General features: G+C 65.5%; 14 protein-coding genes. 6 read left to right on the top strand and 8 right to left on the bottom strand.

Features of this window, described 5'->3' with window-relative positions; translation table 11 throughout:
* Positions 1-40: 40 nt before the first annotated feature.
* Genes AC5P6E_RS05850 through AC5P6E_RS05840 form a run of 3 tightly spaced genes read right to left on the bottom strand, consistent with a single transcriptional unit; the run spans position 41 to position 5,006 of the window.
* Positions 41-1,345, bottom strand: a complete 1,305-nt coding sequence (locus AC5P6E_RS05850; protein ID WP_019336529.1) for an MFS transporter — start codon at positions 1,343-1,345, stop codon at positions 41-43.
* Complete coding sequence (locus tag AC5P6E_RS05845; RefSeq protein WP_019336530.1) at positions 1,342-3,570, bottom strand: oligoalginate lyase; 2,229 nt, start codon at positions 3,568-3,570, stop codon at positions 1,342-1,344. The genes AC5P6E_RS05850 and AC5P6E_RS05845 overlap by 4 nt, the downstream gene beginning before the upstream one ends.
* Positions 3,567-5,006 (bottom strand): chondroitinase-B domain-containing protein, encoded by a 1,440-nt coding sequence (locus tag AC5P6E_RS05840; protein ID WP_019336531.1) that lies wholly within the window; start codon positions 5,004-5,006, stop codon positions 3,567-3,569. The genes AC5P6E_RS05845 and AC5P6E_RS05840 overlap by 4 nt, the downstream gene beginning before the upstream one ends.
* Before the next feature lie 241 nt (positions 5,007-5,247).
* Between AC5P6E_RS05840 and AC5P6E_RS05835 the strand changes: the two genes are divergently transcribed.
* A complete protein-coding gene (locus AC5P6E_RS05835; RefSeq protein ID WP_050815675.1) occupies positions 5,248-8,139 on the top strand; it encodes a TonB-dependent receptor in 2,892 nt (963 codons plus the stop codon).
* A gap of 102 nt (positions 8,140-8,241) precedes the next feature.
* Positions 8,242-8,985, top strand: coding sequence for a FadR/GntR family transcriptional regulator (locus AC5P6E_RS05830; protein ID WP_019336533.1), 744 nt, complete (start codon positions 8,242-8,244; stop codon positions 8,983-8,985).
* Between the two features lie 68 nt (positions 8,986-9,053).
* On the opposite strand, the gene AC5P6E_RS05825 is transcribed toward AC5P6E_RS05830, so the two are convergent.
* Complete coding sequence (locus AC5P6E_RS05825) at positions 9,054-9,980, bottom strand: hypothetical protein (protein ID WP_019336534.1); 927 nt, start codon at positions 9,978-9,980, stop codon at positions 9,054-9,056.
* A gap of 192 nt (positions 9,981-10,172) precedes the next feature.
* On the opposite strand from AC5P6E_RS05825, the gene AC5P6E_RS05820 reads away from it, so the two are divergent.
* The 3 genes from AC5P6E_RS05820 to AC5P6E_RS05810 all read left to right on the top strand — a co-directional run bounded on the left by AC5P6E_RS05820 (position 10,173) and on the right by AC5P6E_RS05810 (position 12,965).
* Positions 10,173-10,325 (top strand): hypothetical protein, encoded by a 153-nt coding sequence (locus AC5P6E_RS05820; protein ID WP_162257677.1) that lies wholly within the window; start codon positions 10,173-10,175, stop codon positions 10,323-10,325.
* 84 nt (positions 10,326-10,409) lie between these two features.
* Positions 10,410-11,111, top strand: coding sequence for a lasso peptide biosynthesis B2 protein (locus AC5P6E_RS05815; RefSeq protein WP_029550668.1), 702 nt, complete (start codon positions 10,410-10,412; stop codon positions 11,109-11,111).
* Positions 11,112-11,192: 81 nt separating this feature from the next.
* Positions 11,193-12,965, top strand: a complete 1,773-nt coding sequence (locus AC5P6E_RS05810; RefSeq protein ID WP_495230770.1) for an asparagine synthase-related protein — start codon at positions 11,193-11,195, stop codon at positions 12,963-12,965.
* On the opposite strand, the gene AC5P6E_RS05805 is transcribed toward AC5P6E_RS05810, so the two are convergent.
* Genes AC5P6E_RS05805 through AC5P6E_RS05790 form a run of 4 tightly spaced genes read right to left on the bottom strand, consistent with a single transcriptional unit; the run spans position 12,962 to position 18,898 of the window.
* On the bottom strand, positions 12,962-13,672 hold the full coding sequence (locus tag AC5P6E_RS05805; RefSeq protein WP_019336538.1) for an ATP-binding cassette domain-containing protein: 711 nt from the start codon (positions 13,670-13,672) through the stop codon (positions 12,962-12,964). The genes AC5P6E_RS05810 and AC5P6E_RS05805 overlap by 4 nt on opposite strands.
* Before the next feature lie 12 nt (positions 13,673-13,684).
* Entirely contained in the window at positions 13,685-15,043 is a 1,359-nt protein-coding gene (locus tag AC5P6E_RS05800; RefSeq protein ID WP_019336539.1) for an ABC transporter permease subunit, read from the bottom strand.
* Positions 15,040-16,503: a DUF3526 domain-containing protein gene (locus AC5P6E_RS05795; RefSeq protein WP_029550669.1), complete on the bottom strand. Its 1,464-nt coding sequence runs from the start codon at positions 16,501-16,503 to the stop codon at positions 15,040-15,042. Before AC5P6E_RS05795 ends, AC5P6E_RS05800 begins: the two co-directional genes overlap by 4 nt.
* Positions 16,504-16,513: 10 nt before the next feature.
* Positions 16,514-18,898: a TonB-dependent receptor plug domain-containing protein gene (locus AC5P6E_RS05790; protein ID WP_329834692.1), complete on the bottom strand. Its 2,385-nt coding sequence runs from the start codon at positions 18,896-18,898 to the stop codon at positions 16,514-16,516.
* A 173-nt stretch (positions 18,899-19,071) separates the two neighbouring features.
* On the opposite strand from AC5P6E_RS05790, the gene AC5P6E_RS05785 reads away from it, so the two are divergent.
* Positions 19,072-20,721, top strand: a complete 1,650-nt coding sequence (locus AC5P6E_RS05785; RefSeq protein ID WP_029550782.1) for an ATP-binding cassette domain-containing protein — start codon at positions 19,072-19,074, stop codon at positions 20,719-20,721.
* The last annotated feature ends 79 nt before the right edge of the window (positions 20,722-20,800 follow it).

Genomic DNA, 20,800 nt, shown 5'->3' with positions numbered 1-20,800 from the left:
CGGGGGAATGGATGTACTTGGAAAAGAAGGAGACCCAGGCTCAACCGGCGCGGCGGTCGAGCTTCTGGATAGGCCCGGTCCACCACCACAGCGCGGCCAGCGACAGCGGCACCAGCGCGGCAACGAGGATGAAGATCGGGGCGTAGGAATGGCGGGTCAGCACCGGCACCAGCCAGGTGGTGATCAAGGTGCCGGCCACGGCGGCCAGGCCCCCCAGGCCCGCCAGCGTGCCCACCGAGCGGCCGTCGAACAGATCGCCGGGGAGGGTCTGGATGTTGCCGATGGCCACCTGGAAGCCGAACAGCACGGCGGCGATCGCCAGCACCGCCAGTAGCGGCTGGTTGGCCAGCACGGCAGCCAGCAGGGCAGGGGCCATGATCACGCAGCCCAGCGTGATGGCCAGCTTGCGGGCGCGGTCCACGCTGTGCCCGGCACGGATCATCCGCCCGGACAGCCAGCCGCCGCTGAGGCTGCCCAGCATCGCGCCGACAAACGGCACCCAGGCGAACAGGCCGATCTGCTTGATGTCGAAGCCGAAGGTTTCGGCCAGGTAGATCGGCAGCCAGGACACGAACAACCACCAGATCGGGTCCAGCAGGAAGCGGCAGGCGAGCATGCCCCAGCTCTGCCGATGGGCCAGCAGCTCACGAACGCTGGCCTTCGGTGCCACCTCTGCCTGCTGCCCGGCTTGGTCTTCCTGGATCAACCGGCGCTCGGCATCGCTCACCCACGGATGCTTGTCCGGCCCGGCGCGGTAGACAAACAGCCATGGCAGCAGCCACAGGAAGCCGATCGCACCGACCAGCACGAAGGTGCCGCGCCAGCCCAGCCATAGGTACAGGCCGGCGATGGCCGGTGCGGAGACAATCGCGCCGATCGACGCACCTGCGTTGAACACGCCCTGCGCCAATGCGCGCTCGCGTGCCGGGAACCACTCGGCATTGGCCTTGACCGCGCCTGGCCAGGCACCGGCCTCGCTGATGCCGAGCATCGCCCGCACCAGGCTGAAGGACAGCATCGAATGGGTGACCGAATGCAGGGCGATGGAGATCGACCACACGCTGATCGACAGAGCGAAACCCAGGCGCGTTCCGATCATGTCGAACAGGCGCCCGAACAGGAACTGGCCGGCGGCATAGAACAGCATGAACACCGTCACCAGCAGCGCGTAGTCATCCTTGGTCGCGCCCACTTCCTTGGCGATTTCCGGCCACATCACCGCCAGTGCGTTGCGGTCGATGTAGTTGATGACCGTAGCCACGGCGATCAGGCCCACGATCAGCCAGCGCACTGTTGAACGCACCGGCACCTTGCGCAGGTTGGCCACCACCGCAGGGCCGTTCATTTCGCGTCATCCTTGCTGCGGTCCATGCGCGCGTGGCTGCCGCTCCAGCCGTAGGCATGCCCGTCGACGGTCACGCTGTGCTCGCCCTTGGCGCTGCTGTCATCGGCCACGCCCAGCGCGATGCGGGCTCCACTGGCAAGGCGCAGTTCGATCACCTCGGCATCGCTGCCACGGGTGCGCACGATGTCCTTGATGCGGCTGTCGGCGCCGTGCACGTACTCGGCGGTGCCGTTGTACTCGCCGTGCGGCTCCAGCACGCTGAAGAAGGTCACGTCCTTCTGGCCTTCCACGCGCTGCAGCAGGGCCGGTTCGCGGCGCAGGTTGAATTCCGGGTCGTTGGCACCGCTTTCCACCAGCAGCGCCTGCGCGGGTGCGCTGCTGCCGAAGCGGTAGGTGTAGAAGCGGCCGTCCAGCAGCCAGGCCAGCGAACGCGGTTCGCTGCCGGGTTTGCTGCGTGCATCCAGCCACAGGTGCTGGTAGCCGTTGTCCTTGCCCAGCACCGGGCGCTGGGCGGGGAAGTGTTCGGCCTCGAAGCCGGTGGTGACGATGTGACCGTTGAAGTGCAGCGGCAGGTCGTAGCGCGCGGCCTTGTTACCGTGCACCTGCAACAGATCCAGCACCACTGGCAGACCCAGGTCGGGGTGGCGCAGCAGCGCCTGGGTGCGGGTGAAGATCACGCCTGGATACGCATCGCGCATGGTTGCCGAGGCGACCTGGGTATCGGCATCGGCCTGGAAGAAGCGCACCTGCGGCGCGTGTTCCTCGCCGCGTTTCCAGTCGCCCTTGAAGTGGCTTTGCTCGTCCACCACCAGGGTGTTGTGAGCCACGGTCTGCTTGGCCCAGCTGCGGTTCTCAGCCAGGTAGATGCCGCCGCGCTTGGCTTCCACGTTGAGGAAGCGGGCCGCGCCGTAGTCGGTCACCACTGGATTGCCATTGTCGTAGAACAGCCAATTGAGCTTGTCGAAGTGGCCGTGGCCCATGCCCTGCATGGTGTCCTTCTGCACCAGCGCCTGGCCGCGCTCGCCGTTCATGCGCAGAATGGCCAAGCCGCCGCGGTCGCCGTCAGGGCCGTCGCGCAGCAGCATCGGCCTGTAGTCGAAAGGTTTGGCCTTGTTCGCCGCCAGCGCCTGCGCCACCTCCAGCCCTTCGGGCGAAAGCAGCAGGCGCTTCTGCTGCTGGGCCACGGACAGCAGGCGGTCATCACCGGTACGCGCATAGGCAATGCCGATGCCGGCCACCAGCTCTTCGGTGTCGATGCCTTTGTCCAGGATGGCGTCGTTGATCGGGAAGAACAAGCCGTTGTAACTGGACTGCACCAGCACATCCACGGCCTTCAACAGCACGCCGTCACGGCGCGCGAAGATCTTCCGCTGAGGTTCGTTGCGTTCTATGGCATTGGCGAACAGCAGGAACGGCGCCAGTGCATAGCGCTGGTAGTAGGGGCCTTCCTCGTAGTAGCCATCGGGCGAGAACAGCAGGTCGATCTGCCGAAGAAAGCCGAATTGATCGTCCTTCCGACTGCCGCGCAGGGATTTCTCCACCAGCTCAGGGTCGCGCAGCACGTAGCCGGTCATGCCGGTGGCGGCCACCGCCCAGGTGGCGTGGTTGTGGATCTGGTCGTAGTTCTTCGGCTCGCTGACGAGGAACTCGGCCATTGGCCGGAACACCTTCGATTCGATGGTGTTGCGGTCGCTGGCGGACAGCGCGTCGCGGATCGCGTCGTAGCCCTGGATGGCGTTGACCAGCCATACCGAATCGTTGAGCACCTGCCAGAACACGCGCCCGGGGATCTGCCCACGGCCTTCCGGGTGCGGGCCCAGCGTCGGGTAGAGCTGGGCATACTGCAGCAGCATGTCGCGCGCATAGTCCACGTAGGCCCTGTCGCCGGTCAGCCGGTACAGCGTGCCCGCCGCCAGCAGCGCCTGGTAGTTGCGCTTGTGCTGTTCATGGGTGCGCCCGCCGCCCTTGTCCTTGGGTACCGGCACGTCGATACCGGCTTTCATCATCTTCTTCAGCGTCGCCTCGGTGCGCGCCTGTTCCTTGGAAAACCACGGGTAGCGGCGGCCTTCGCTGGCCATCTGCTGCCACTGTGCGGCGGTGACCAGCACCGGCGCGGCCTCGGCCTGTCGCACGGCAGCAGTGGGGGCTGCGAACAGCGATGCGCTCGGCAGCAGGGCGAAGGGGGCGGCCAAAGCCAGGGAAACGAACAGCGGCTGCAACCTCATCGATCAACTCCATTGCGGGTGCGTGGCAGGGCAACTTCGCCCACCTTGGGATACCAGGCAACGCCGGTCGCCTCGCGCGCGGTCATTGCCAGGGCAGGATCGGCACCCACGGCGGGCAGGGCAGGCGTGGCAACCCACAATCCGCTATCAGCCTGCTGCAGGCTGACACCACGGCTCTCTACGCCTCCCGGGAACACAGTGCTGGCTGCCGGCGACTGCACGTTGCCACTGAAGTCGATACCGGCCAGCGAACTGGCGGCATTGGGCGGGTTCCTGCTGGTGCGGTTGACGATCAGGTTGCCGGTGAAGCGGCTGTTGCTGGCGGCCACCACGATGCCCTTCGCCTCATCATGGCCGACGCCGAAACTGATCTTCGCCACGTCCACGAAGGTGTTGCGGCTGATCGTGGCATTCACCACCGGCGCATAGCCGGACAGCGGCGGATTGGCCTGCGCATCCATCACCGCCAGTGCCGAACGGTTGCTGGACCCGGCCAGTCGTTCGAAGTAGTTGTTGCTGACGGTCTGGTCGGCGTTGATGATGCGTACGCCGCCGGTGCCGGCCTTGTCATCGCCGAGGAAGACATTGTCGATCACCCGGTTGCCATTGCCGTGGCGCAGGGTCAGTGCTCCGGCCGAACGATAGAACACGTTGCCGCGGAAGGTATTGCCGCCAGACTTGTTGGAGACGATTTCGGTCTCGCCGTCGCAGCCTTCGAACCAGTTGTTCTCCACCGTGCTGTTGGAATTGCTCAGTGAGGTGTCACTGGTGCCGACGCGAATCGTTTCACCGCCGTTGACGCCCAGCGCTGGGCGTGGGCCGAACCAGTTGTGGTCGATGCGGTGCTGGTTGTCCAGGCCCTGGGTGGCATCGCGCACCACCACCACGGTCGGCCCGGCATTGGTCTTGCCGCGCAGCTGGCTGTGATCGAGGCGGTTGTGGCTGCCATAGAAGGAAACCCAGTAGTCCTGGTCGCTGGCATCGGGGTTGGTGTAGTCGTCGATCACCAGGCCGGTGACGCGGCTGTTGCTGGCGACGGCCTTGCTCGATTCGCGGAATGCCACCACCGCATCACCCGGTGCGTAGCCGTTGCGGAACACCAGGTTGGACACCTGCAGGTAGCTCCCTGCCAGGCGCAGGTCCGAGCGCCCGCTGAGCACGACCTTGCCGGCGGTCTGCGCGCGCAGCACGATCGGCGCGGCTGCCGTGCCCTGGCCCTTCAGCAGCAACCGGGAGTCGGTCCAGATGCCGTCAGCCAACACGATCTCATCGCCGGGCTGCAGCGCCGAGGCGGCGGTAGTGAACTCAGCGACATCGTGGACGAGCCAGCTGGTAGCACTTGCCGCTGAAGTGGTCAGGCACATGACCAGACCAGTGGCCAGGCAAAACAGTGATGGATAGTTGGACGGGTGACGTGCCAGCGAGTGAATGCGCATGAAATCCTTCCAGGGACGGCCCGGCCGTCGTTTCAGGGTGGGTCTGCATACCACTTTCGGGTCTGTTGTAAGCCAGCTTTCGCGCAAAGTCATGCTGCAGAAGCACATTAAATTGCGATCAACTGGTATGGATCAAAGGCATTTGAACATTCACATACCAATTGGTTGACATTTTCATGTCGCCGTGCCGAAGCTGCGTCCCACGCCTGGCATGCAGGCGATCCTTTGGGAGGAGGAAACCATGCGGCGACCCGCCGGAGCAGTGCATAGCATCTCGTTGTCCCCCACACCCCTGATCGTGGCGCTGCTCGCCGTGCTGGCGGGCCTGCCCACGGCCCAGGCGCAATCCAGCAAGGAGGCAGCAGGGCAGGATCCCACCACGCTGGACCAGGTGCAGGTCACCGGCATCCGCGAATCGATGCAGAGTTCGATCAACAAGAAGCGCGACGACACGGTCATTGCCGATGTGCTCTCGGCCGATGACATCGGCGACCTGCCGGCGCCCTCGCTGGCCGACGCGATCGAGACCCTGACCGGCGCCGCCTCGACCCGCGACAAGACCGGGGCCTCGGAAATCTCCATCCGTGGCCTGGGCGCCTTCCTCAGCAGCACCAACTTCAATGGCCGCGAGATCACCAACGGCAGTGGCGACCGCTCGGTGAACTTCAACATGTTCCCCGCCGAGCTGATCAATACGGTCGCCATCTACAAGACCCAGCGCGCCGACATCATCGAAGGCGGCGTGGCCGGCACCATCGGCCTGGAAACAGTGCGCCCACTGGAGTACGGCAAGCGGGCGGCGCAGATCGATCTGCGTGGCAGCTGGGCCGAGTATGACAAGAAGTACCGCGACGACGACGGCATCGGCTACCGCGGCACCGCCAGCTACATCGACCAGTTCGAGTTCGGAAACGGACAGAAGCTGGGCATTTCGCTGGGTTTCCAGAGCCTGGACGGCACCGATCCGGAAGAGAGCATCACCAGCGGTTCCACCTGGTATGCCTGCGATGGCACGCAGAACGTGGGCAATGCCAACTGCAATGAAGTGTCCGCGCAGGCCATCGCCAACGGCGCACCTTACTACCTGGTGCCCAGCAGCCGCATCTACCGGCTCAAGCAGGAGCGCAACGACCGCCAGAGCGAGTTCGCTGCACTGCAGTGGCGGCCCAATGACGTGGTTGAAGTGAATCTCGACTTCGAACACACCGAGCGCAACTGGTACGAGAACCGCAGCGATCTGAGCCTGTCCAACGCACGTCGCGGCATCACCCAACGCGACGTGGACGCAGAGGGCATCGTGCGCCACCTGCATGGCAGCACCTCGATCGACTCCACCTCCAACCGCTACTGGCGTGGCGAGGAATACACCGGGGGTGGCCTGAACCTGATCCTGCGACCGACCCCGGCCTGGGAGCTGTCCACCGATCTTTCGTACTCGCATACCAATCGCCTCGATAGCGAGCGCATGACCCGCCTGCGCGCGAACCAGCGCGACGTCAACAATGCCGCCGTGCCCGGCATCAGCAGTGGTGCCACCGGCTACGTGGACTATGACTGGGACTGGCACGGCGAAGTGCCCAGTGTCGCGCTGGCGCCGAACTTCGACCCCACCAACTGGGACGCCTACACCGGGGCGGCGCGGGTGACCTCAAGCGCAACGGAGAATGACCACAAGATCAAGGCCGGCCGCTTCGATGCCAGTTTCATGCCCGAGTCCGGTTTCTTCACCCGCATCAAGGGCGGCGTGCGCGCCAGCCAGGCCGACTACCGCCTGCGCGACAACACTCTGGTAACCGACTACGACCAGCGCGTGGCGGCCGACAAGGCGAAGATCATCGCTGCCAACCAGGCCTGCCGTGCACCATTCCCCCAGGATGACTTCATGGATGCCGCCAGCGGCAACACGATCTCCTCGTGGGCGTACTTCGATCCGAACTGCCTGTACCAGTCGTTCCGTGGCAGCCTCGACAGCGGGCTGGATCCGGGTTTCCAGGATCCGAACAATGTCGATATCACCGAGAAGACACGCGCGCTCTATCTGCTGGGTGAGTTCAGCAGCAGCCTGTTCGGTTTGCCGGTGACCGGCAACCTCGGCCTGCGCTGGGTCAAGACCGATGTTCGCTCCGAAGGCGTGCGTACCGGCCTGCGTATCGAGGACAACGGTGACGGGACGATCCGCCTGCAACCCACCGGCGAGTACAGCACGCAGGTGTTCAAGGCGGGCAACGACAAGCTGCTGCCCAGCCTCAACGCGGCCTTCGAACTGCGCCCGGACGTGTTGCTGCGGGTCGGTGCATACCGCGCGATGTCACGGCCGGACATCGCCGCGCTGGGTGCGGGGCGCACCATCAACGTGAGCAGTGATGCCACCTACGGCAACCTGGCCGATGCGCTGGATGACATCAGCGCCAGTGGCAACCCGGCGGCACAGCCGCTGATGTCCTGGAACGGCGACCTGTCACTGGAGTGGTACCCGAACCCGGACACGATGCTGGCCGGCGCGGTGTACTGGAAGCAGTTCAACGGCGGCACCGCCACCGCGCTGGTGCCGGAGACCTACACCATCGACGGCCAGAGCGTGACTGTGCCGGTGCGGCAGCAGGTAACCACCGACGAGGACAGCACGCTGACCGGCTTCGAGCTGACCGCCACCCATCGACTGTCGTACCTGCCCAAGCCGTTCGACGGGCTGGGATTCAAGGTCAGCTACAACTACGCCGATGCCGACTTCCGGACCCAGGACTCACGACTGGGCGAGCAGCTGGCCAGTGATGGCACGATCATTCCGGCGATCGTGCCGCCGGCGGGTCTCAGCGGCTTCTCGCGGCACGTCCTGTCCGGCTCGATCTACTGGGACGTCGGACGTTTCAACATTCAGGCCATCGGCAAGTTCCGCTCGCACTACTACCAGGACTTCACCGGCAATACCGCGCAGCAGAACCGCTACTACGATGACAACACCAGCGTGGACCTGCGCCTGCGCTACCGGGTGAACAAGCAGTTGTCGCTGTCGCTGGAGCTGATGAACCTGACCAACGAGCCGCGCGTGGCCTACCAGCCGCTTTATGGGAACTTCCGCGAAGTGGTGACCTACGGGCGGCGTGCGTATTTCGGTGTACGATACAAGTTCTGAACAGGGCGGCGCGGCCAGTGGTCGCGCCGTCGCTCCAACCGGACCCTTGCCGGCCGCGGTGGCAGGGCAGGGACCCGGAGGGAATCGCCAAGGGTCAGCCGCATGTCCGCCAACCGCCTTTACCAGACCATCGCTGCCAAGCTCCGCAAGCTGATCGAGGACGGCGAATTTCCGCCGGGCTCGCGGCTGCCGGGCGAGCGTGAACTGGCCGAACGGTTCGGTGTCAGCCGGGTCACCATCCGCGAAGCCGAGATCGCACTGGAAGCACAGGGCTGGATCGCCATCCGCATCGGTTCGGGCGTGCATGTGAAGCCGCGCCCGACGCAGGCGTCCGGCGGGCTGCCGGATGTCAGCGCCTTCGACCTCACCGCTGCCCGCGCGGTATTCGAAGCCGAGGCTGCCGCGCTGGCTGCCAGCAATCTGGATGATGCCGGCATTGCCGAATTGCAGGCGTTGGCCGAAGCGCTGTGCCGTCGCGACCTGAGCGACGCCGAAGCCGGCGAGTACGACCGCCGTTTCCACCTGGCCATCGCACGGCTTTCCGGCAATCCGGTGGTGGAATTTTTCGTGCAGCAGATCTGGCGCATGCGCAGCGAACTGCCGCGGGTGAGCGAGGTCTATGCCCGGGTCTGCCACGATGATGGCGCCAGCCGTGCCGACGAGCACATGGCCATCTTCGAAGCCCTGCGTGCGCGTGATCCGGTGGCCGCACGCAATGCGATGCGCCATCACTTCCAGCGCCTGTTCGAAGCCATGCTGCAGGCGACCGAAAGCCAGGCGCTGGAGGAGATCCGCCGCCGCACGCAGCAGGACCGCGAACGGTTCATGGCGACGACGCGTATCTGAAAGGCGTTCTGCGGGCGACGACCTGATGTGGCTGGCTACCGCCGTCGGGCGTGATGCCCACGGCCTTTCTACACCGCTGGAACCGTGATCCGCTGCAGATCCAGCTTGGCCCTGAGCGCATAGTGCTTGCGGGTGACCGGCACGGTGCAGGTCAGGCGTGGATCCAGGTAGTCCTTGAACATCGGCGGTCGCGAAGCGCCCAGATAGAACGGCCGATCCTGCTTCACCGCGGCGGGCAGCAACACGTCGGACAGATCGCTGTCGGACGCATCGGTCACCAGGCAGGGGGCATGGCGGAAGCCGAGCCTGCGCAGCAGGTACAGCCGGTGCGAGCCGTTGGTCAGGATGATCCGGCGGCCAATGCGTGTGGCGCTGATCAGGTTGTCGCTGAAACCGAGATAGACGACAAGGGCGTGGCTGGCTGCGCCGAACGGCTCGTAACCGGCGATGGTGCGAGGGTCGATCGTCGCCACGTCGAGGAAGCGCAGGTCGTTGGACGCAGATGCGAACGTGTAGATGCCATCGGACTGGGTAAAGCGCACATCCGGATGTGTGTGGCGTCCACATCGCGCCACCAGCTCCATGATCTCGCTTGCATCGGGTGACGCGGCCGTGGCCGCTGCAAGCTGATCGATGTGGCGCAGGTTGATGCACTCCTGGAAGACCACCAGCCGGTCGATCTCCACCATCCTCCAACTGCGTGGGACCATGCTCGTCATGCGGTGCATCGAGGGTTGGCGAAGCGCCTGCTCGGCCAGTGGCCGCATTTCTTCGGGCAGGTCGAGGACGTCCATGGCATCGGCGTGGTCTGCTTCGTCGTGATGAAGGCGACGCACCAGGGCGCGGGCTTCCCGCCACTGCTCCACCAGCATCGCTTCATCAAAGCTTCCTGGTGGGCAACGCTCCCGGACGAAGCGGATGAACTTCGGCAGTGGAAACAGGCCCTTCAGCAGAAGGGTGGGATCAAGGCCATCGTCATTGATCTCGGTGGGCATCCATCTCGCTCTCTTGGGAGTCGCTGCAGCGGCGTCCGATCACGGTCGGCCATCACACCAAAATAATATGTTATATCGTAGCATTTGCGTGCCTTGGCGGCAATCGTCCTGAAATACGCAGGGCGACGCTGGCCTGGCCGCTGTGCATCCGCTGCATCGCGTGGGTGCATCCACTGACTAGAGGAGATGTTCATGAACGAACTGATTGAGCTGGGCGTAGTGGCTGGAGAGCAGAATCACGAAGATCCGAGTGAACTGATCGAGCTGGGCTCGGTGGTTTCCGAAACGAAGGCGCACAACCACGGCACGTTGTGGGATGGCGTCTTCCCGACCACCTCGCCCTGATCCATCGCACCCTGCATGACCTGCGGTGCATGCCCCCCGCATGCACCGCTCTGATGCCTGCAGCAGCATGAGATCACGCTCGCGATGGACCAGCCTGAAACCACCTACTTCCTTTCGAAGCACGCACATGTCTGTGTGACCGGTGACGCAATGGTCATTCTTGATCAGGCCTCCGGCAGCTATCTCTCCATCGATCGGCGCGGAGCGGCGGCGCTTGGCGGGCTGGTGCAGGACTGGCCTCTGGCCTCCGATGGAGCGCCGAGGCCGAGGATGCTGCAGTCGCTGCTTGATCGGCGCCTGATCACCCAGGATCCGCTGCGTGGCAAATCCGCAGCAAGTGCCGAAATCGCGTTGCCCCTGCACTGGGTGCGCGAGGGCGAGTCCCGAGGATGTCCGCCGATCACGGCCTGCGATGTGCGCCGCTTCCTGGCCTCGGTCACGCGCGCGGCCTGCAGCAGGACGTTCCTGCCTTTCAACTACACGGTGTCGGCAGCCCGCAGGCGTGGTCAGGCCTCCATGCCGGGCGAGGTGGAGCTGCAGCAGCTGGCCCTCCTGGTCCGGGTGTTCGATTGGTTGCGACCGATCGCCTTCAGGAAGACCGATGAGTGCTTCCTCTACTGCCTGGCCATGCGTGAGTTCCTGTCGCGGTACGGCATCGTTCCCGCGTGGGTGTTCGCGGTGCGCACCCAGCCGTTCGCAGCGCATTGCTGGTTGCAGCACGGCGACCAGGTCCTGACCGACATCCCCTTCAATCTGCGCCGGATGACGCCCATCCTGGTGCTGTAACCGGCTTGAGGCATGTACCGATACATCGCTCTGTTCTGGAACGAACATTCCGAATCCGCTCGTGCGCAGGCTTTGCAGGCCATGGAACGGATCGAAGCGGGCCGCCCCGGCATCGCCTGCGTGATGAAGGGCTGCGGCGGCGCCACCTATGCCCAGACCGACAACCCGGGCTACTTCGAGTACAGCCGGTCCGGTCCGCTGGTGGTACTCGGCAAGCTGTTCCACAAGGTATTCGGCGCCGATACCGTTCCCGCACAGGCATTTCCCGATGCTGCATCGGCAGACAGCGCCTGCAGTACGCAGGGCAGGAGCCTGGTGGAGCAGTACTGGGGGCGCTACGTTGCCGTGGGCTACCAGCCGGATACCACCCGCTGGTTCGTGCTGCGCGATCCGACAGCGGAGATTCCGTGCTACATGACCACGGTCGATCAGTTGACGGTGGTCTTTTCGAGCATGGAAGACTGCCTGCTGCTGGGAGTGGGTGACTTCAACGTCGACTGGTCGTTCCTGTCCTATTCGCTGCTGTTCCCGTTCCGTGACGGCCTGCAGACAGGCTTCGAGGAGGTCACCGCGCTCGAAGCGGGCGAGGCAGTGACGATCCGTGATGGCCGGCCGATCGGCCGGCACTACCAGTGGGATGTGGTGCGGCAGGCCAGTGAAGCGCCCATCGAAGATCTGGAGGAAGCCGTGCAACTGGCACGTGCAACGCTGCTGGGCTGTATCGGTGCGCTGGCGAGCCAGCATCGATGCATCCAGCTTCAGTTGTCCGGCGGGCTGGACTCCTCCATCGTCCTCGCCGGCCTGCTGCATGCGCCCTCCGCACCGGAGGTGAAGTGCGTCCATCACTACGATGCCGGCATTGGTGCCGATGAGCGCATGTTCGCGCGCATGGCCGTTGCCGGTGCCAGTGAATCCTCCGGAAGGAGCTGCGAGTTCGTCGAGTACCAACGGCAGCCGCACTGCTCGCTGGAAGAGATCATGGACTTCCCGCGAACCGCGCGTCCTGCGCATTGCTCGGGTTACCTGCTGCATCGGCGCGACGTGGATGTCGACGTGGACACGGTGCAGTTCACCGGTGTCGGCGGCGATGCGGTCTTCCTCCGCTTCAAGGGCAATGCCGCTGCCATCGACTATGCGTGGCGGCGTGGGATCGACCGTGACTTTTTCCGTGTTGCGTTCGAAACCGCGCAGTCGGGTGATTCGCTGTACGGGGTATTCAAGGATGCCTTCGTCCACGGCGTGCTCAAGAAGCCGGGCAACATCAATGGCCGCTGGGGCAACCCGTGCGAATGGGTGAAGGTGGATGCGTCAGAACAGGATGGCCTGCCGCCGGCCTGGCTGCGGCAGGCACGCGCACAGGGGCACAGGCTCTCTCCGCACAAGCTGGCGCACATCGACCGGATGATCTTCCCGACCAGCGTGCTCGATCCCTTCGAGGGCGCCGGACGCTGGCACGGCGTATCCCCCATCAGCGCGCAGCCTGTGGTGGAACTGTTCGCCCGCCTGCCACTGCACCTGCTGATGGCCGGCGCGGAAGACCGGACGATCGCGCGTCGCGCACTGCAGGGCCTGCTGCCGCAGGCGCTGCTGTCGCGCAAGGTGAAGTCCTACCTCGACGATCACTCGGTGGCGGTCACCCAGCGGCATCAGCAGTTCATCAGGGGCCTGCTGGTGGATGGCCTGCTGGCGCGGCGGGGCTACATCGACAGCGCATCGGCCGACGCGGGCATCCGCAGGGTCAGCCCCGATCACTCATCCCAGGTGCTGGGCATCTTCGGTCCGCAGGTCAACATCGAAGCCTGGCTCAGGCGCTGGATGGGCGCGCCAGGCATGCCCGCAGCCGGCGTGGCCTAGGTGCTCCGGCTCATTTCCTCAAGGTAGAGGCTCTCAAGATCATTGGCGGTGATCGTGCTGGCATCCAGTGTCCTGCACAGCCTGCCGGCTTGCATCAGCCCGATGGTCGTTGCCACTTCGCGGGCACGGAACAGATCGTGGGTGGCCATCAGGATCGCCGTGCCGCGGTCGCGCTGGCGCACGATCAGCTCGTGGAATTCGGCCGAGGCGGTCGGGTCCAGGCCCGACGTCGGCTCATCAAGGAGCAGTGCCCTGGCTTCCTTGATGATGGCCAGCGCGATGCCCACCTTCTGGCGCATGCCCTTGGAGTAAAGCCCGACGCGTCGCCCGAATGCCTCGGGCGCCAGCCCGGCCGACCTGAGCGCGTCCTTCAGCCGTGCGGGCGAGCGCTGCTCCACCGCAGCCAGGCGCGCGAAGTAGTCCAGGTTTTCATAGCCGGTCAGTTCGTCATACAGCGCCACGTTCTCCGGGATGTACAACAGGCGCCGGCGTACCTCGTGTGGCTGCTGCCAGGCACTGAGCCCATCAACCTCGGCGGATCCGGAGGTGGGTTCGAGGAAGCCCAGGAACAGCTTGATCGTGCTCGATTTGCCGGCCCCGTTGGCTCCCAGCAGGCAGAAGATCTCGCCGGGGTGCACCGTGAAGCTCACATCATCCAGCGCCCGATGCGTGCCGTGTTCCTTGACCAGATGCGTTGCAGTCAGCATGTGTGATGTACCTCAGGGGGTGGCCAGCCGACGCCGCATCGACCAGGCCGCGATCAGCAGATGCAGGGTGGCGATGGCCAATGCGGCCATGTCGATCAGTACACCGCGTTGCAGGGCGCCCGCCGTGTCCTGTAATTCGAAACGGGGCAAGGCGTCGTACTCGGCCAGCGTCTGTGGCAGGTCACGGTCCAGATAGGCCTTGTGCAGCTGCCGACGTGCGTGCCAGTACATGAGGACCTGCTGCTGGAACGCCAGCGCCCGGTCGGCGTCGGATCCGGCGAGGCGGTCCAGTGCATCCTGCACCGCGACCGAAGGCAGCAGCAGGCGCGCCCGGTCGAGTGCCTGGCGCCGCGCGTCCTCAGCCTCCGTATGCGCGGCGATCAAGGGCGCGATGGCCTGATCGGCCTGGACAAGATCGGCATAGGCCACGCGCACGGCGTCCGCAATGCGCGGTGCTGGCGAACGCGTGGCGGGGGAGGCTGCCGCGTGGCGCAGCTGCTGCTGGCGGGCAGTGTCGGCCAGCTGCGCCTTCAGTGCGGTCGCCAGTTGCATCTGCGAGGGCGGTGGAACCATCAGGTTCACCGCTGCCAGGACCAGTGATGGGGCCATGACAACGATCAGCAGCCACAGTGCGCCAGCGGCGATCGCGGCCTCGGTGGTGCGCCGGGCGAAGCAGCCGATAAGCACCGCCAGTGCCAGCCAGAAGCTGCCGTAGGCGAGCACGATCAGGGCAAGCACGGCCAGGCCGGAAGGGCGTGTTGCGCCCGAGCCAGCGGCAACGGCAATGATGATCGCCAGCGCAGGCAGCAGCACGATGGCACCTCGGGCCAGGGCCTTGACCGCGATCAGCCGCCCTGCCGCGATGGGCTGTGACAACACCAACGCTGTGATGCCGCGCTCGCGTTCGCGCGACCAGAGATCGAAGGTGGTCGCGAGGATGACCAGGGGCAGAAGGAACACAATGACGAAGGCCAGGTCGAATCGGCCTGCGGCCTGCACGGCGGGATTACCGATGTCGGACCACACATGCCTGAGCAGCTGGCTACGGTCACCCAGCGCAACCACGTCGGCGGTGTAGGGGTAGGCGTCCGCCTGTCCAATCGACAACGCCGCCATCGGGCCGGGAGGGAGCACAGGCTGGACGCGGGGCAGTACCGACGGCGCCTTGCCAACGAACCCCCGGCTGCGGTCCCTGGCATCCTGTTCTTCCGCGTTGATCAGGCTGATGGCTGCCTCGCGCTGCCCGACCCACGCACTGCCATTCCATGCTGCAAAGGCCGCCAGCACCGCCAGCAGGCCAAGCAGCACCGGCAACGCCCGGTCACGCAGCAGGCGACGGATCTCATGCCCTGCGATCGACAGGCTGCTCATGGGGCACTCCCGAGATGCCGCGCGGACGTGAACACCAGCCCCAGGGCCAGCAGCACCCAGGCCAGCAGGATGGCGAAGTTCACCGACTGTGCCGCGGCGATGTGGCCCAGCGGGGGGTGTTGCGGGCTGTACGCCACGGAGCGGGTAAGGGTCGCGATATCGGCCAGATGCTTGCTGCCGTTCGCGGCCTTGTGCTGTTTCACTTCCAGGTTGAGTGCCTGGATCAGCCGGTAGCGATAGTCCTCGACCCCGCGCAGGAACGCCAGATGTGCAGGGAAGTCGGTGCGCGCCAGTGCCCGTGACACGGCCTGCAGCGCGAGGGTGGGGGACAGCGCCGCAAAGGCGCGTTGCGTGATCGCCTGCCGCTGGTAGGTGGCGTAGATGCGCTCGAAGTGGCGGTTGTAGGTCTCGGTGGAATTCGCTTCGGCGAACTCCAGCGCCACACCACGGAAGTTGACCGGAAGATCGTCCACGTCCTTCACCTGGTAGCGTGCCAGCATCTCTGCTTTCAGTGCGTCCAGCCGCTTGTCCGCCGGGTCGTGACCATCAGCGCCGTGCTCCGCGTCCTCGGTGACCGCCGCCCGGAACGCGGGTGCAGTAGGCGTGGGATACAGCGATTCGGCCAGTGCGGGGGCCACCCGCGGCGCGAGCAGGGTGGCCACCACCCAGAAGCCGAGCAGCACCACCAGCGACGTGCGTGCTGCGCTGAAGCGCGCCGAGACACCGATGGTGATGGCGCAGAACACCAGGAGATAGAGCGCATACGCCGCGAACATCGCAACGAGCGCCGTGATGTCGGCCGTGCCGAGGGTGCGGCCGACCATGCCCGGAAGGCTGACCGCCAGCAGGGCGAGGACCAGCAGCAGCGATGCCGTTGCCAGCGCGATCAGGCGGCCACCGATCAGCACGTGGGCCGATGCACCACTGCCGAGCTCCTGGCGGAGGGTCTCGCGGGCGACATCGCCGGAGAGGCTGGCGAATCCGGCAAGGATGATCAGCAGGGGCGCCACGACCTGCAGCGCCCATGCGGCGGAGAAGCCATCGAACCGGCTGAGCGCGGTGCCGGCGTCGATGGGTCGGTGCCGGGCCGGGTTCTGCGCATGGCCTTCGATGAACACCGAGGTGCCGACGAAATCCGTGATGCCCGGGTCGAGCGCCGCCAGCGGCCGCACCGGCGCGGGAATGGCGCGGCCGACGTGCGCGGCAGCATGCGGGTCGATCGTGCCCTGGCTGTCCCACAGCCCGGCCTCCTGCTCCGCTACGATCTGGCGCTCCTGGGCCTGCTGGGCCAGCCGCGCTGCGCCCGTGGTAACCGACGCTCCCGCAAGCAGAAGCAGGGTCAGCGCGAGCCACAACAGGCGCCGTTCGCGCCACATCAGCTTCAGCTGGGTCGCGGCAACGGCCAGCGCCTGGCGCACGGCGGACGCGGGTCTGGAGAGGGCGGGGGAGGCATCGCTCACGGCGGGCGCCCTACCAGCGATGGGTCAATGTCATGGACAGGAAGCGGCCGAGCGCCGTTGCATTGGTCGGGTCGAAACCGGTGTTGATGCTGTTGACGATGAAGGGCGGATTCCTGTCGAACAGATTCTGCACGTTGAAGGCCAGCGAGGTGCCCTGGCCGGTGCCGGCAGAACCGCTGAAGTCATACCTGAGATTGAGGTCGACCGTCGTCCACGCGTTGACATGGGGGTCGGCGCGGTTGGCGGGATCGCGATAGCTGTCCACATAGTTCACGAACAACCCGCCGGCAACCTGCCGGTGGCTCATGGCGAGGCCACCGCGCACCTTCAGGTCGACCGGGAAGTACACCGCGTTCACCGCGTCGACCTCGGGCGAGGTGGCGGTCACGCGGCGCTTGGAATCGATGATGTATTGGCCGGCAAGGTTCAATGCGATACGGGTCTGGCCGGCGTCGAAATCGTAGGAGGCATTGAAGTCGACGCCGCGCTGCGAAGTGAACGCGTTGTTGCGGAAGCGGTTGTCGAGGATGACCTCGCTGCTGGTTTCATCGGTTCCTGGTGCCAGGGCATAAGGGCCCACCCGCGATAGGAACAGTCCCAGGCCGGAGGCACCCAGCTGGCGCGCCTGCTGGATCTGCTGCGGCGTCGGGTTGACGGTCAGCAGGTCTGCATAGGGTGCGGTGGACTGCAGGAACAGCGACGGGAAACTGCCGCCGAAACCGCTGCCGATCCGGTCGGCATACTCGATGTGGTAGTAGTTCGCGTCGATCTTGAGGCCCGGCAGCGACGGGGGCGCGAACGAGAAGCCGCCGGTCCAGGTCTTGGCACGTTCGGGCCCCAGGTCCGGGTTGCCGTTGGAGAGCATCATCAGCACCGTGCTTCCGTTGGCCGCGCTCGGGTTGGGCACTTTGGCCACCACCACGGTGTTGTTCAGCTGCATGTCCTGGTAGACCGGCGCCCGGTAGGAGCGGCCGTAGCTGGTGCGGAATGAAAGTCCTTCCGTTGCTTCCCACAGCAGGCCGAGCTTGGGATTGAGGGTGGAACCGAAATCGCTGTAGTCGTCGTAGCGTGCGGCCGCAGTCAGCGACAGCCGACGAACGCCAGGCATGTCTGCCAGCAGCGGAATGTTGAGCTCGGCGAAAGCGGAACGGATCGTGCGCTGCAGATCCAGCGGCTTCTCAAGCCCACGGTGATCGAGCAGTTCATAGCCATCGCGGCGGTAGCCCGCACCGAATGCCGTGCGTACGCCGCCGGCCGGAAGATTGAACAGCTCGCCGTCGGCGATCATCTCCAGGTAGCGCGATTCGGAATGGGTATCCGTCGGCGGTGCGGTGCTGACCGAGCTGCCGGTGATGGTGGTTCTCTCGTAGGAGACGTCGCTTCTGCCGAATCCGGAATTCAGACGGGCCTGCCATTGGCGCGGAAGCTCGAGGGTAAGGCCGGCGAACACATCGAACTGCCGCGTGTGCGGGAACAGGCGGGTCTCGTCGGCAGTGCCGGAAATGGTGGTGTCCATCTCGCGCTTGGCAAAGGAGCCGGTCAGGTTGAGCGTCAGCACATCACTGAGCGCCTGCACGCCGTCCAGATACAGGCTGTGCCGCTTCGAGCCGGGATAGATGTCGTACGGCCTGACCGTGACGTTTCGGGAAAAGTCCTTGTCGACCGCGGCGAGGTTGGACTGCTTCAGGAACTCGTAGCTGGCCATCAGGTGGCCACCCTCCCACGACCAGCCGGCCGACTGCGATGCCTGGTATTCGTCCATGCTGCCGCGGGTGACGCTGCCGTAGCGCAGTGAGGTTTCATAGCCGGTGAAATCGCGGCGCAGGACGATGTTGACCACACCGCCGACGGCGTCGGTGCCGTAGATGGCCGAGGCGCCATCGGTGAGGATCTCCACGCGCTCGATGGCACTCAGCGGAATCAGCGAGATGTCGACGTACTGATAGCGGTTCGAGGGGGTCACGCGGTGGCCATTGATCAGCGTCAGCGTGGTGCCCGTGCCGAGGCCACGCAGGTTGATGGCGGTGCCCTGGCCGAAGTTGTTGCCGGTATCGCGGTCGACGCCGAGGTTGCCGACGTTGGCGCCGTTGGCACCACCGCCGAAGTTCTGCGGCAGCTTCTCGAAGAGCTGCTGCAACGAGGCCACCCCGGTTCGATCAATGGCCTCCCGGTCGATCACGATGACCGGGGAGGCGCCGCCGCCAATGGCATCGCGGATGTTGCTGCCAATGACCATCACCTTGTCCAGCGTGGCGGTATCGGATCGCCGGTCGCCCTGGACAGGACTGCCGGGAACGCTGGCATCCTGCGCCATTGCCGGCGCGTTGAGCTGCAGAGCGGCGGCCAGGCTGGCGACCACCAATGCCGCCGGCCTGGCGGTGGATGCGTTGTTCATGCCCCGGTCCATCGATCTCATCGGATGTTGGTCTGCGGCACGAGCCATCGCGCCTTCAATGGCGATGTTATATCATATCATTCAAGATGCGCGACGATCTCTTGCTGTGCCGAAGGGCGACGGCAGGGGCGCCGCCACACAGGAGCCACTGCACCGATGCCGGACCGACGCTGATGAGAATGTTCGCGCTGCCGCCGCCGGTCACCGAGATCCTCACCGCGTACTGGAAGGCGGACCGCAGGCTGCTGCTGTTGATTGCCGCCATCGTCGTGCTTTCCAGCCTGGCCACGCTGGCAGCGCCGTACCTGTTCTCGCGCCTGATCGACCGCATCAGCATGGAAGGCATCCGTGAACTGGCGGGAGGGTTCCTGCTCTACGCGGTGATGCTCGGCGCCGCCAGCATCCTGCAGAACACCGTGCAGTACCTGTCGTTCCTCAGTGGCGAGAACCTGGGTTTCATCACCAGCACTCGCTACTTCGCGCGGCTGCTGAAGAAGACACACAGCTTCTTCCTGGATTACAACGCAGCCGAACTGCAGGTGGCCGGGGAGAAGGGCCGCAACGCCCTGAAGATCGTGGTGCAGCTTGGCCTGGTGGTGTTCATTCCCAGCGCACTGCAGATCCTGCTGACGCTGCTGACACTGGGTGCGCTGATCAACCTGCAGATGGTGGCGATCGTGCTGGGCTACGGTTCTGTGGCCGTCACGCTCTCGGCCATCGCTACGCGGCGAGCACGGATCCATCGTGAGGCGGCGGTCGAAGCGGGCCAGCAGAATGCGCGCTTCGTCGGCAATGCGATGAACGCGATGGAGACGCTGCGGCAGTTCGGCGGCAGCGCGTGGATGATCCAGCGCTTCGAACAGAAGGCCCAGGAGGTGCGCGACAGCTGGCGGGCCTACGTGCTGCAGCGGGTCGGCTTCATCGCGCTGCTGGGCATCGGCCTGGCGATCGAGTTCATCGTCACCTTCGTACTGCTGCTCCCGCGCTATCAGAGCGGTGACCTGAGCGTCGGCGATATCGTGCTGTTCAACCTGCTGCTGCTGCAGCTCAACATGCCCTTTGAAATGATGGCGCGCTCGATCGATGACGTTGCCCGTTCGTGGACGCTGCTGACGCCGCTATCGGCCCTGTGGGCGGCACCCGAAGAGCGGCAGGCAGCAAACCCCGGCCGATTCCACGGAGAATGCGGCCGGATCGAGTTCCAGCATGTCAGCCATCGCTACGGCAATGGCCGCGGCGTCCGGGATGCGTCCTTCCACGCCGGGCGCGGCGGCATCAACTTCCTGATGGGGGAGACCGGGGCAGGGAAGTCGACGCTGTTCAAGCTGGCACTGAAGTCGATCGAGCCCCAGCACGGTCGCATCCTGGTGGATGGCATCGACCTGGCCGACATCGACCGTGCCGCGTGGCACGCCGCCGTCGCCGTCGTTCCCCAGGATGTCATCCTGCTCAACGAGAGCCTGGCCGACAACATCCTGCTGGGGCGCCCGCGCGACGACACCCGGTTGCGCCGCGCGACCCACAAGGCGTCGATCCTGGCCTTGATCGACGCGCTGCCCGAGGGCTTTGAAACCACGGTGGGCGAGCGCGGCCTGAAACTTTCCGGCGGCGAACGGCAGCGCATCGCCATTGCGCGTGCACTCTACGGAGAGCCCGCCATCCTGTTCCTGGATGAAGCCAGCTCGGCGCTGGACGAGGCGACCGAGCGCGAGATCATGGGCCATATCCGCGCGCTTGCCGGTGATGTCACGATCGTGGCCATCACCCATCGCCGCAGCGTGGTGACCGCAGCCGACCAGGTGATCGTGCTGGCCACGGGCTGACGGGACCTGGCGGACACCTGCACCTGCAGCTGGGGCGCGATGCTTCTGGGGTACGCTGTGCGCGACCGTTCCCGGTGCC

The sequence above is a fragment of the Stenotrophomonas sp. YJH_SMC_16 genome (assembly GCF_059367875.1).
Note: the sequence above shows the minus strand (reverse complement) of the source record. Positions and strands in the feature narration are given on the sequence as shown.